Below are 12946 nucleotides of genomic sequence, written 5' to 3'. Positions count from 1 at the left end.
TGCCCTTGAGGATGATCCGGGTGCGCTGCCCAACCGTTCTCGATCCCCGATCCCGGAGGTCACCGTGAGGCGGGGGCGATCGCATAGGTAATCCGCTCGTGATGTTGTCGGACCTCCGCTTCGACGTTTCCCCAGTGACCTCGCGCGGGTTCGGACCGCAAGCCCGTACCACATGCGGGCGACTTTCATAGATCTCGGACGGGACCCTCGACGGCGACTGGTTCAGGGTCGTCCTCGTTGATGTACCGCTTGGGCGGGTTCCAGGCGACTCGCAACTGGCGCACCTCTGAGTGAGCGGGCCCCAGCGTGAAATCGGTGACCGACCGAGCCGCGCCCGTTTGGAGCAGGTGTTCTGTGATCAGAAGACGAGCCACTGGTCTGACGATCGAATCATCTAGCTGTTTCCCTCGCAGCGGGGCCAGCGGATCCACCGCCTGGACACCAAATGTCGCCGCTCCAAGAGTGCTTGTACCGAACAGGCCATCAGCTAAGGCTCGTCGGCCGATCTCGTCAGCGGACATACCGTTGATGCCCATCCCTCGGTAGACCGCGGGTGACCCGTTGCCGGACAGCGCCAGCTTTTCGTGAAACGTCTGCGTGGAGAAGGTGTCGGTGGAGACGTCTGCCACTCGGACCTTGAAGGCCTCGACGGGCGATGCGAAAGGCACGTCACCAGCGCGGTCGTTTCTCATGTCCACCAGTTCGGCATGCACCTCGACGCTGCGTACCTCTGCGGTAACGAGTACCTCTGAACCATTACTGGCGATCTGTGTGGAGCGGAAGACAGTTCGCCCGAGACGGATCCAGGGGGCGATGTCCTCGGCAGCGAGGCTGACGAGCCGGCGACCGATCGCCGCTTGAAGGCTCTCGGGTGTCGTCCGCGAGCTGGTGACGTAGAGGTTGCGTGCACCCGCGACGAGATCCTGCTGGGCGCCGTCCATCTCGCTAATGTCGCCTGCCGGCACGAACAGACAGAGTCTGAGTCCTGCTCGCTCGGCCTCGTTGAACTCGGCGTGGGTGGCCGAGTAGCCATCGCTCATCCGAACCCCGTATCGGGGTCCGAAAAGCCCTAGGTAGATGTCGGAGCTCCTGACTCCCGCGAGATAGGCCTGGTCGGCGCGAATGTCTTGAGCGGCAAGGTCCTGTTCGAACATCACCGGTACTGCGCCGAAGGACTCCACAGCCTGCCGCGCGGCCGCACGCTCCTCCGGCATGTCGGCAATGAGGCTCGATACGAACACCCTCCTGCCCGACGCCCAAGCACGCAGATCTGCGTCTGCGGGATCCGACGAAGCGGATCGTAGGTCGATGAGCAGGCTTTCGGACATGCGTCAGTTCACCATGCGCCACCGACTGCGGCCGGCTGTCGGGATGACGGACGCCCACGAACCGGACTCCAAGGCTTGCCTTGACCGCGTCCCTTACGGCAGGGCACCTGCCGCAAGAGATCTGATGCTCTTGCTCCTGCGATGCGAGAATCCGTCGAATGACTGCCGAACTAGGGGCGACCTGTGGGTTGGGAGCTTGAAGATGGCCAGCGACATCCAGCTCATCTCTGATGATGAGGGCTTGGTGCTCATCGGTGATCCGACAGCCGTCGAGCATTTCCTCGATGCCGAGGGGATCGAACTCGGCGGGTTGAACTCGGTCCGACTCCAAGACGTCCTGCGAACGGGTTCTATGGCAGCTCAAGTGGGATCCGAACTGGCGGCCACCTCAGGACGGTGGTTGAGACTGACAGAGCACTCCGCCGAGCTCGTGAAGAAGCACGGGCTACGTCAGGACGCGAAGACGGGTCTCAGCACGGGGGTGGTCAAAGGGTCGAAGAGCGGTCAGATCGGAGGATTTGTCCAGTTCGCCAAGAGTCCTCGGTCGATGCTGGCGAATCCGTCCCTCTTGGCCGGAGCCGCTGGCCTCATGGCGCAGGTCGCGATGCAACAGAGCATCAGTGAGATGACTGACTGCCTGGCCGAGATCGACCAAAAGCTGGATCAGGTGCTGCGGGCCCAGAAGGATGCCGTTATGGCTGACTTGGCTGGGGTCGCGGCAGTCATTGATGAGGCGTGGTCGATCCGCGAGCACGGTGGCCGGGTCAACGCCATCACCTGGTCGAAGGTGCAAGGCACGGTCGAGACGATCGCGCGGACCCAGGCGTACGCGCTACGTCATCTAGACGCTCTTGCGCGGACGATGGAAGACGTGGCGCGGGTCGGCGCGATCGCCAAGACGGTCGAGGAAGTTGAGTCCACTGCAGTGGAATGGCTCTTTGTCCTGGCCCGTTGCTTCCAACTCCAGGACGCGATCGCCGTACTCGAACTCGATCGGGTACTCGACGGGACCCCGGACGAGGTTCATGGCCACCGTCTCGGCATCAAAGCCGCCCGCCGGAAGCGCCTGAACACCATTTCGGCCACGACCGAACGCCTCCTTGACCGAGTGGACACCGCGAACGCCAAGGTGCTGCTCCACCCGACCAAGTCGCCAGCCGCGGTCAGGTCCAGCGACCGTGTCGCCGCAGCTGTCTCCGACCTTCACAGGAGCCTCGGTATCACCGTCGACCGCGAGCTGGTCGAGGCCAGACGATGGAGGGATGCCGCGGCCGAGGTCAGAGCCAGGACGTGGGCGACGGGTGTGGACGGCGTGGGCGTGGCCAGGCGGGTCGGTCATCAGACCGTCGATCGCGCGGCGTCCGCGACGGGTGTCCTCTCCCGCAGAGTCGCTGCCCGTTCACCCCGTTCAACCCCAACAATGGGCGGCGACGACGACGAGGACCGGGGTGGATCGCCTAGAGGTGGCAGCGAACCCACAGCACGGTGAGTCGCCTGTAGCTCGCGGACTGACCCGTGAGCCGGGCCTGGGTGTCACCAGAGATAACGCTTTCGGAACGCCGCCCGGGTCTCTGCGGTGTGCAGGACCTGGGCGCCAAGGAGCTCCTCTAGCGTCAACGCGGCGAAGGTCTCGTCGTCGACGAGAAGTTCGTGATAGCGAGCGCTAGCGTCAGCAAAACTGACGTTTCGCGAGGGGAAGACGATCACGTAGCGGCCGCGGTCCCACTGGTCCGGATGATTCAGCATCGAGAGCAGCAGCAGGTGGTCGCGCCAGATCTGTTCGAGGTCGGTGTCGTAGATGCTGTCCTGCCACCCGGACCTGAAGACTCCGGACTGTTCCGCCAATCGTGTATACATCGCTCGCTGAGCTTCGTGACGCTCGAGCTGTGCAGCGCCGGGCTTCTTCTCGGGGAGCGCATGCTCGTGGTACTTCGTCTCCACGCCGATTACGCTCTTCGGGCCTGGGTCGACCAGCAGCGCCACGTCGAAGGCGGTCCGGTCGTTGGTGTAGTGCGTCGACGAGCGCTCAGGGGACCATTCGAACCGCACGTCGACCTCACCGCCCCCGACCGACGGGAGGAGGAGTTCGGCCGCACGGCTGGACCGCCCCGGGTCATCCGACAGCTCGCCGAAGAGGTTGAAGCACATCGGCATCGAGGAGAGCAGATCACCCCTGAGCCTCGCCGGGTTCAGTGTCTGGTTCGGCTGGGGGTTCGCCAGACGGTCGCGCACGCTGTTCCAGATGGGCTCACTGAGGAAGTTCTGGCCCAGGTCCGCATCCACCGGATCGAGACGAGACCCGTTGGCGATAGTCACAGGTCCGCCGGCACGAACCGCTGCACTGCTGTTCTTGTGGCTGCCCATCGCGAGTCCGCGGTCCCTGCGCCACAACGCCTGCCGGTACCTGGCCTCACGTTTGAAGTCGGTCATGGTTGTGTCGCTGACACGGTCCACCCCGAACCAGCAGGACTCCGCTTCGAGCGCTGCACGGTCAACGGGCACGACTCAAGATCCTAGATCGGAACGCACCCACGCAGCGTGGCTGCCGTCCTCGTGGTGCATGAGCAGTGAGCGGGTAGCTGCGCAGGCGGCGAATACCTTCAACGTCCACGAGCAGGTGCCAGATGCATCAGGATGAACGCAAGGCCCACTGCGCGCACCCGCTGAGAACCTGACAGACCTCGGACGAAGGAGTTCTCCCTCATGAAGGCCGAAGCGCTCAACCCACGCGAACTGTTCGAAGGCTCGGTCCACTACGAGATCCCTCCGTTCCAGCGGCCCTACGTCTGGTCGGAGGAGGATCAATGGGAGCCGCTCTGGCAGGACGTCAGGCGCGTGGCCGAACGCGTGCTGCGGGCGGGCGAGGACGTCGACAAGCTGGCGGCAATCGGTGGCCACTTCTTGGGGGCGGTCGTCTTCAAGTCGAAGTCCCCGGTCGCCGGAGACGTCACCCGTCACTCAGTCATCGACGGGCAACAGCGCACCACGACCCTGCAGATCCTCCTCGACGCCGTCCAGGAGGCGGTCGAGAACCGGGGCCACGAGGCAGAGGCCGAAGCTCTCCAGGAACTCATCCTCAACGGCGCCAAGCGGTTCCTGGGAAGACCCGAGCGGTTCAAACTATGGCCGTCCAGGTCCGACCGGGAGGCCTTCGAGACGGCCATGGATGGATCAGGCGGAGCCTCCTTCGCCGACCACCGCGTCGTGAACGCGCACAACTTTTTCAAGGCCCAAGTAGGCGAGTGGCTGGCCGGCTCGCCCCTCGAGGACGAGGAGCCACCTATCGGGAGCGAGGCCCACCGGGTACGAGCGCTCACCGAGGTCATGCAGACCCGCCTGTACGTCGTAGCGATCAACCTCGCCGGGCACGACGACGACCAAGTGATCTTCGAGACACTCAACGACAGGGGGACACCCCTCCTCAAGGCCGACCTCATCAAGAACTGGGTGTTCCAGATCGGGGAACAGGTCGGGGCCGCGGTCGCTCACTGGCCGGACACCCACTGGGTCGACTTCGACGACGACTGGTGGCGCACCGAGATCAGTCAAGGACGTCACATGCGGTCCCGGATCGACATCTTCCTCCAGTACTGGCTGACGATGCGGACACGCTCGGAGATCCTCACCGACGAGGTCTTCCGGGAGTTCATGAACTATGCACGGCCCCTCATGAAGGACGCCGATGGGGCCGAAGGCCTTCTGGGGCAGCTGAGGCGCGACGCCGACACCTTCCGCTCCTTCGCCCAGCTGGACACCGAGACGGCCGAGGGCCGCTTTTACACCCGCGTCGTCGAGTCCTTCGAACTCGGAGCCACCACGCCACTGCTGCTGCGGATGCTGTCGGAGAACCACCCGGTCGCGGCCGAGCAACGCGCCGAGGCGCTCAAGGCCCTGGAGAGCTGGGTCATCCGTCGGACACTGTTGCGCTACACCATGAAGGACGTCAACAAGCTCATGGTCGCGCTGCTCACCGAGATCGACGACAGCCTGTCGGACATCGGTGCCGGCGTGAGGTCCTTCCTGGCCGCCCAGAGTGCCGATGCCCGTCTCTGGCCCAACGACGACGAGATGCTCGCCTCCCTGCCCACCATCCGGCTCTACGGCAACGTGCGCCAGACCCGACTGCGCGTCATCCTCGAGGCCATCGAACGCCAGCTGAGGACCGATCGACATGAAGTGGTGTCCATCCAGCCGGCACTCGAGGTCGAGCACCTGATGCCGCAGGGATGGAGGCAGTACTGGGACGACGAACCACCGCTGTCGCCGACGGATGCGGCTGAGCGGGATGCACGGGTCAATCGTCTGGGGAACCTGACCCTGTTGACCAAGAAGCTCAACGGTTCGCTGTCCAACCGTCCCTGGACCGACTCGGAGTCGGCAGCGATCAGTGGCAAGGGTGAGGACGCCAACCTCGGCAAACGATCGTTAATCTCGAAGTACAGCCTCCTGGTGCTGAATAAGGATCTGGTCGATGAGCAGCGGTCGAGCTGGACGGACGACGACATCGACGCGCGTTCGGTGCACCTCACGTCCCTTCTGTGCCGAGCGTGGCCGGGACCGCCCGGCACGGCGGGAGCGACCGACTGAGCCCGCATCGGAGCGATCGGATATGTGATCCGATCACCGCGTGCTGGCGCTGACCTGGATGCTGGGCACCCTCTTCGTCCGTGGTGCTGGGAACGACTGACTTCGTCGCTAGCCGATGTCAAGATCGGGACGAGGCTGTTGCGGACCTGCAGTTAGGTGCAGCGCTCCCGATTGCTCGGATTGACATGGAGGACGGACCGATAGTGCCACGCGGTGAACTGTTGCGGATCGTGGATGAAGCGACCTGGCCGGCGGGTCGTGTCGTAGACGGCGTGGACGGACTCCTCAGGGTCTACGGGTGCGAGCGACTTGGCGATCTCGAGGACTATCTGGCCGGCAGCCTGCCCGAGGACCCCGGCGATGTGTTCATCATTGATGAGGGTGACTCGATGAACATGTACAGACCCGGTGTGGCGATGTGGTCGCTTCAGTTCCCGGTCACCGCGGCCGAGTTCGACGACTACCTGTTCGAGTTCGACGAACGGGTGACGTTGGAGAAGCGGCTCGAAGCGTTTCCGGATGTCCAATCGTGGAGAAACGACGGCGAACCAAGCCTCGTGCCGATGCTCGCGGAGTTCCTTCGCACGACACCGCAGGAGTTCACAGCAACACTCGGCGACGCTTGGCGACCACTCGACCTCGACTGGGTCGGGTCGAGCAGCCACCCGACCAACTTCTTCTGGTCCGGGACTGCAGTCGTCGCCTTCGACAACGCCAACGCCTACATCTATCGCCCTGCCGGGGGTCGCTCGCCGAATGAGTTGGTTCTGGACGGAGAGACCTACGAGGAGGCTGGATGGGCCGCCGAGATCTGGCGCGGAGGGGGCCCCTCTCTCGACTGGCTCACTCTCTTCCTTAGTACCCAGATCTCAGGGGAGCGACGCGGTCGTTGCCCTTCTTGCGGTTCCGATGCCGTCACCCACGTCCTGTTCGGGATGCCCGCTGATCCTGGTGGCCTCGCGCCCTGGATGAGTCTGGGCGGGTGCGTCGTGGACGGCGCACCCAGTGACCGGCACTGTGAGACATGTGGTTATCGATGGATCGCGTGAGGCGAACCATCCGGAGCGTACCCAGGTCGGCTGGTGCTCCGCCTTGGACTAATGGGCTGCACTGCTTCGCGGTTCGCGCAACGGAACCCGGTGGACCTGGTTCTTGGTGCCGACGACGAGGCCGAGGGACTTCGCGAACAGCCCGTGCTCCTTTACGAGTCGGTTGAAGATCGCGTCGCTCCTCAGGCCGGTGCTTAACCTCTGCAGGAGGAGGACCTCGAACGCTGCGGCCTGTAGCCAGTCCACCTCGCGTTGATATCCGACGACCGCGCGTGCCCCCGTGACTCGCGCAAACTCCTGAATCCGCTTTGCGTCGCCCCTCAGGGTCAGGCAGGTGCCGAAGTAGATCACCTTCCCGCCGCACTTCCCGCGCAGCATCTCCTGAAGGTCTTCCAACATCACGTCATCGCGACCGAGGTACACCGATCCGTCCTCGCCGTGCATCGCCAGATATAGGACGCGGTAGTCGTCGTAGCGCTTCTGGACCCACTTGTTTACGAAGTATTCGAACTCATCAGTCGTCGCGACGTCGCGGTGGATGAACGCTGCGATCCTCAGGCTGTCCAACAGCTCAAGGATGGGCCGCACGCTCTTCCGGTCCCGGAGATCGGAGTCCCATTGGCCTTCAAGACAGAAGATGCCTGATCCCAGAGCCATGGTCAGCATTCAACCGGACTCCTCAGCTCGCGGTCACGCCTTTCGTGAACGCGGCGGGGTCCGGCGGTCGACAGTTGCTCTAGCAGCGGCGGTTCTCGCTCGCCGCCCCAAGCTTGTCCCCAGTGACGATGATCGGAGAGCCAGTTCGATCAGTTTTCGACCTCGACGACCGTGGTGAACAACCCCACCTTGCCTGAGAGCTCCCTTACGCCCTCGGCGTCGGCGTCGGCGTAGTGAAGGCTGGCGTTCTCGAACGCCTTGAACTGGAAGATGGCAGCGTTCATGTGCTCGGCGTTGAACACCCCGATGCTGTTGAGCAGCCGGAAGTCGTCGACCGTCAGACCGGTGACGCGCGTGAAGAGTTCAGAGTCGACGGACTCGATCACGTGGACGAGTGCCTCCTCGCGGACGTCGGTCACGTACATGAAGACGGGGATCTTGGAGAGGAACTTTTGCAACTTCTCGCGGATCTGCTTCTTGACCGAGTTCGACTCCTTGCGCTTCTTCTTCTCGCTCTCGTCGAGGCCGGTCTTGCCCTTCACCCGCTCGGCCTTCTTTAACTTCTTCTCGCTGGTGACGACCTGTTGGGCCAGGTCGGCGAGGTTGCGGAAGTCCTCGATCTGCTCCAGCGCCTCCAGCAGGTCCGGCTCCGCCAGCAGGCGGTCCAGGGTGGAGGTGTTGACCTCGACCAGCAGCGGGTCGTTCCAGCGGCGGGCCAGGGCGCTGGCCCCGACGCCGGTGGTGGCGATGTTGAGGACGTCGGCGGCGTCGAGTTGCAGCATCGCCCCGCCAGCGAACTGGAAGATCGGCAGGTAGTTCATCAGGTCTCCGATGGCCTGCTGCGGGGTCGTGTCGCCGGTCGAGGCCAACTTCAGCCCGTACTCGGCGACAAGGGACAGGGCCCGGTTGGGGTCGAACTCGAAGACGAGCACGGGCTCCTTCAGGACGACGACGGTGCCGTCGGCCTTCCGGTAGGACCACGGGGACTGGACCCGGAACGCGGCCTGGAAGTAGGACTCCGGCGACTTCAGGGAGCGCAGCATGAGGATGGCGCCCCACTCGCGGATCGTCACCCCGGTCATCAACTTCCCGCACGAGAGGGTGATCGACCCGGACTTGTGGTCGTCGCCGACGCGCGCGATGGCGTGCTCGACCGGCGGTTTCGCGGCGGCGCCCATGCCTGCCCCGGGACCTGCCGCCACGACGATCTCGAAGGCGCCGAAATACGAGTGCTCGGCGAGCATGTCGCGCATCGCGAAGCACGCGGCGACGTCGGCCAGGTACCAGACCGAGTGCCTGATCGAGTCAGCGAAGTCGGGCGACTCGTAGGGGAACGGCGCCTTCTTGGCTGACCCGCCCAGCACCTGGGCCTTCATCTGCTCGGTCAACTTCCCGCGCAGCATCTCCAGGAACTCGCTGACTCGCGTCTCGTCGTCGAAGACGTAGGTACCCGGGGCGGTCTGCTTGACCTTCGTCTCGGGGTCGGCCCGGTGGGCGCGGAAGTATTCGGTCAGCGAGAACCCGTTGAACTCGCCGTCCTCGGCCCAGGCGGTCGCACCAGCGCCCATCTCGTAGGCGTACATCCGCATGCCCGGCAGGTCGAGGTACGGGTTCGGCGTGCCCGGCCCGTGCTCGGCGGGCCAGTGCTCCTTCTCGCGCTGCTCGTCGACGTAGGTCCAGTTGAAGATTTGGTCCTCGGTGAACTCACCGCCAGTGATGGCGCGGAACGGGGTTCCCGACAGGTACAGCACGTGGTTGGTGTCCAGGCCGAGGTCTTCGGCGACCTCGACCGGCTCGTCGGGCTCCTCATCATCGGCCAGGCTCGCGTCCGCCGGGTCATAGAGTTCACGGGCTCCGTCGCGCCAGGCGCCGAAGTGATACTCGTCGAGGACGATGCAGTCCCACTCGACGTATGCGATCTCCTTGTTGCGCGCCTTGATCGCACCGTCGGCGTCCTTGCCGCGCAGATCCTGGAACGAGGCGAACCAAACCAACGGGCGGTCCTCCTCCTCGGCGAACGCCTTGGCCACCTTCAGCGGCGTGTCCTTGTCGACGAACTCCCACCCGTCGAAGTCGACGTGGTCGAGCAGGTCCGCCTTCCACGCCGTCTGAACAGCGGGCTTGTAGGTCAGCACCAGCACGCGCTTCCAGCCCATCTCCCGGGCCAGTTGGTAGGTGGTGAAGGTCTTGCCGAACCGCATCTTGGCGTTCCACAGGAACTTCGGGGCGCGGGAGCCTTCGGCGTGGGTGAGGAAGTAGCCCGAGGTGAGCGCGACGGCGCGCTCCTGCTCGGGGCGCATCCCGAAGTCCTGGGTCCGGAAGCTCGAAGGCTTGCTCCGCCGCCGGACCGCGACCAGGGCGGCCTTTACGTCGTCGAGGGTCGCCTCGAACTTCTCCGAGTCCCTCTTCGCGTGGCGGCGAGCGCGGACCCCGCGCCGCTTCAGCATGCGGTGCACGTCGTGGTCGCGGAACCAGGTGCCGTCATCGCGCTGGGCTGGCTCGTCGAGCAGTATCTCGACACCCTTCAGGTCTGGGTAGGGCGTGCCCAGTTGCTGCTTGACCCTGGCCTCCACCGCCTGGGTGGTGTCCCCGACCTTCAGCAGGCCGTACCCGATCTCCCTGGAGGAGCCCACGTGCCGAGCCCAGCGGATGTCGTTCTCGTTGGTGATCCGGTAGACGTAGATCCGCCGCTCCACATCCGGCGTCGGAGCGGTCTCGACCTCGGCCGAGTCGCCAACGGCAGTCATACTGAGTCCGCCGGCAGCATCTCCCGAACCTGGGACTCGATGAACTCGATCTCCACAGCGGACAGTTGATACCTCTTGTAGAGGTCGGCGTCGGTCCACACCCGATCCACCGGGAGGCTAGGGATGAACCCATACACGTCCCGGGCTGCGTCCTGTGTCGATTTGCGTAGCGACACCAAGAACCGCGCGAAGCGCGTGCGCAGGTAGGCGGCACGACGCTCAGCGGACACCTCGTCCTTAAAGCGCCCCGCTACGACGTAGGTCTCAGTGCATGCGGTTCCTGGCCCGGCGACGATCGGCCTCGCCAGGAACTGGGTCTCGATAGCGCTGCTGGTTCCCTGAACTCGACTCATAAGGACCTTCCAGTCGTCCACCCAGTCCGCATTGGAAGGGATCTCCGGCCGTGCGATCCAGGTCTGACGCTGGGATCCGAAAAGTTTGACTGGCTCGGCGATCCCACTAGGGGTGTCGCTTCCGTGGAAGAAAGTCCGCAGCCCGAACGGCTTCATGGCCGAGACGTCCGCGTCAAGGGTGGCTTCTCCTCGGGCGCGCACCTTGTTGAGAATGCCGATGGCTTCGTTGCGACGAACGAGGACGTCGTAGTCGTCAAGGCGCCGACTGACCGGCGGGCCGATCGGCTCGCCGTCCCACATCGTCTGAATCGCGCAGTCACCGGGATCGTCCCGGTCCCAAAGGAAATAGGACACACCACCTCGGATCTTGACGCCCGGAAAACAGTCGTAGAGCTTCGGGTAGTCGACAATCTTGCGCAGGCGCCGCTCGTTGAGCATTTTGGTCCTGAACTTGTCGAGTCCCTTTCCGCCCATGAACCACCTCGATGGCGTGATCATGACGACGTAACGGGGGTCGAGGTCGATCGCCCGTTGAACGAAGTGGTGGTACACCGGGGTCGCACTGGCGTTGTGGCCGCCGTCGTCGATCTGGTAGGGCGGGTTGCCGACGATCACGTCGAACTTCATGTCCTTCATCTCCTCCGTGGGGAAAGCCCCGTGGATGAACGAGTAGGCGTAGTTCTCGCGGCCAGCGCCGCGTTCGAGTTCCAGGGGTGCGCCGCACAAGGTGCAGCCGCCGGTGACGGTGCCGTCCTTGGTCTTCGGGAAGGTGTGCTCGGCTCGGACGAACGGCAGGTTGCCGGCCTCGACGTCGAAGTGGACCACCGACTCGGGTCCCGAGGCGTCCCGGCTGTAGTACAGGGACCGGCGCGCGATCATCCCGGTCATCTCGGTGATCGACGTGCCCCAGAGCATTTCGCGGTAGATGTGCTCGCGGCGCGCTGCGAAGTCGGGGATCTGGTCGCTGAGGCCGTCGAGCAGCCGGGCCGCGGCCTCGCGCAGGAAGACGCCGGACTTGGCGAACGGGTCCAGCCACCGGTAGTCGGACCGGCCCCATACCTCAGCCGGGAGGATGTCCAGCATCGCTCGCGCCAACTTCGGCGGGGTCGGCACCTCGTCGTTGGACAGTTGTGCCAGACAGTCGAGGATGTCGGGGATGTACTGCCCTGTGCGGATCTGCCTCGTTGCCTCGTGAACACTCACGCCTGGGACCCCTCAGTCCGGCCGGCACGGCGCGACGTCGACTTCTGACGGCGCACCGGCTCGGGGTGGTCGCCGAGCAGGCCGTAGTGAATGGGTACCTCATCGCCGAGCGGCCCGTCGCCGGTTTGACCGAAAAGGTCTAATTGGCCGTCCGGCTCCTTCAGGTGTGACCAGGCGCGGATCACCTCCCCGGTGCGCCGCTGCCAGCGGTACTCGACCAGCAAAATCCGCTGGGCATCCTTGATGGTGTCGGCGCGGATGATGTTGGTCGCCAGGACCGCCTCGACAGCCGGCCAGAACCCCTCACTGACCGGGACCGTGTTCAGGTGCAGGTTCATGTGCTGGGCGACGTCCGCGCGAAGGAACGCCCGCGACTGCTCCACGTTCTCGGAGTCGATGTCGATGCCGTAGATCGACGACAGCGCCTTCAGCACCGCGGTCTCGAAGGTGGCCACGCTGCGGTACAGCGCGCCGAACCCTACGTAGGCCAACTTCCGGTCCAGGATCGCGACCAGGAAGTTGCCGGCTCCACAGGAGGGCTCCAGAAACGTCCGGCCGATATCGCGAGGCCGCTCCTCGGACGGGAACATATCAGCGACCAGGTCCAGCATCGCGTTGACCTCACGCTCGTGCGTGTACACCTCGGCGAGATCACGCACGCGTTGCTTGGTCTTGATCTGAGCCCCGAGCGAACGGGCTTGCTGGATCGGCACCCGAAGACCGTCGCCCACATGCCCGTCAGCTGACCCACAGCCTTCCGCAACCGCATGCGAGTTCTCGATCAGCACCCGTAACGCCTCCCGCGAACTCGACGAGAGATGATCATGAAAGTCTCATTTTTCAATGCCGAAGGCGACTTGCCGGCAGACACTCCCGACGCATGACGGAAAAGTTCTCCAAATGACCCCACCCCCACATCGTGCCGCGGAGCGACACGGTCCGATAGTCCCAAACGGCCGGCAGGGCGGCTCAGGTACCCGGCAGACACGGTCTTTGGGGTTTCGTTGAAGAAGCTGAGCTTG

General features: G+C 64.5%; 9 protein-coding genes. 3 read left to right on the top strand and 6 right to left on the bottom strand.

The annotated features are described in order from the left end of the window. Nucleotides 1–185: 185 nt before the first annotated feature. Nucleotides 186–1328: a DUF4062 domain-containing protein gene (locus tag D9V37_RS16400; RefSeq protein ID WP_121807230.1), complete on the bottom strand. Its 1143-nt coding sequence runs from the start codon at nt 1326–1328 to the stop codon at nt 186–188. Between D9V37_RS16400 and D9V37_RS16395 the strand changes: the two genes are divergently transcribed. Next, a complete protein-coding gene (locus tag D9V37_RS16395; RefSeq protein ID WP_198412612.1) occupies nt 1327–2817 on the top strand; it encodes a hypothetical protein in 1491 nt (496 codons plus the stop codon). The two genes, D9V37_RS16400 and D9V37_RS16395, sit on opposite strands and share 2 nt — an antisense overlap. 44 nt (nt 2818–2861) lie before the next feature. On the opposite strand, the gene D9V37_RS16390 is transcribed toward D9V37_RS16395, so the two are convergent. Next, nucleotides 2862–3830, bottom strand: coding sequence for a PGN_0703 family putative restriction endonuclease (locus D9V37_RS16390; protein WP_121807229.1), 969 nt, complete (start codon nt 3828–3830; stop codon nt 2862–2864). 201 nt (nt 3831–4031) lie between these two features. On the opposite strand from D9V37_RS16390, the gene D9V37_RS16385 reads away from it, so the two are divergent. Then, the gene (locus D9V37_RS16385; protein ID WP_121807228.1) at nt 4032–5915 is read left to right on the top strand and encodes a DUF262 domain-containing protein; all 1884 of its coding nucleotides are present in this window, start codon (nt 4032–4034) and stop codon (nt 5913–5915) included. 80 nt (nt 5916–5995) lie between these two features. After that, nucleotides 5996–6964 (top strand): hypothetical protein, encoded by a 969-nt coding sequence (locus D9V37_RS20535; RefSeq protein WP_198412611.1) that lies wholly within the window; start codon nt 5996–5998, stop codon nt 6962–6964. A gap of 48 nt (nt 6965–7012) precedes the next feature. Here D9V37_RS20535 and D9V37_RS16375 read toward each other — a convergent pair whose 3' ends face one another. From D9V37_RS16375 to D9V37_RS16360, 4 genes are all read right to left on the bottom strand, one after another. Continuing rightward, complete coding sequence (locus D9V37_RS16375) at nt 7013–7621, bottom strand: DUF6642 family protein (RefSeq protein WP_147455986.1); 609 nt, start codon at nt 7619–7621, stop codon at nt 7013–7015. Nucleotides 7622–7770: 149 nt separating this feature from the next. Further along, nucleotides 7771–10368, bottom strand: coding sequence for a GIY-YIG nuclease family protein (locus D9V37_RS16370; RefSeq protein WP_147455985.1), 2598 nt, complete (start codon nt 10366–10368; stop codon nt 7771–7773). After that, the gene (locus tag D9V37_RS16365; protein WP_198412610.1) at nt 10365–11924 is read right to left on the bottom strand and encodes an Eco57I restriction-modification methylase domain-containing protein; all 1560 of its coding nucleotides are present in this window, start codon (nt 11922–11924) and stop codon (nt 10365–10367) included. The genes D9V37_RS16370 and D9V37_RS16365 overlap by 4 nt, the downstream gene beginning before the upstream one ends. Then, entirely contained in the window at nt 11921–12712 is a 792-nt protein-coding gene (locus D9V37_RS16360) for a hypothetical protein (RefSeq protein WP_198412609.1), read from the bottom strand. Before D9V37_RS16360 ends, D9V37_RS16365 begins: the two co-directional genes overlap by 4 nt. Nucleotides 12713–12946 lie beyond the last annotated feature (234 nt).

Source organism: Nocardioides mangrovicus, assembly GCF_003674065.1.
Taxonomy (GTDB): Bacteria; Actinomycetota; Actinomycetes; order Propionibacteriales; family Nocardioidaceae; genus Marmoricola; species Marmoricola mangrovicus.
This window is presented reverse-complemented; position numbering and strand designations above follow the sequence as displayed.

What these genes read in the sequence shown, in the direction of transcription:
- D9V37_RS16395 (WP_198412612.1), top strand. Translation starts at nt 1,327, where the DNA reads ATGCGTCAGTTCACCATGCGCCACCGACTGCGGCCGGCTGTCGGGATG.
- D9V37_RS16400 (WP_121807230.1), bottom strand. Translation starts at nt 1,328, where the DNA reads ATGTCCGAAAGCCTGCTCATCGACCTACGATCCGCTTCGTCGGATCCC.
- D9V37_RS16385 (WP_121807228.1), top strand. Translation starts at nt 4,032, where the DNA reads ATGAAGGCCGAAGCGCTCAACCCACGCGAACTGTTCGAAGGCTCGGTC.
- D9V37_RS16375 (WP_147455986.1), bottom strand. Translation starts at nt 7,621, where the DNA reads ATGGCTCTGGGATCAGGCATCTTCTGTCTTGAAGGCCAATGGGACTCC.
- D9V37_RS16370 (WP_147455985.1), bottom strand. Translation starts at nt 10,368, where the DNA reads ATGACTGCCGTTGGCGACTCGGCCGAGGTCGAGACCGCTCCGACGCCG.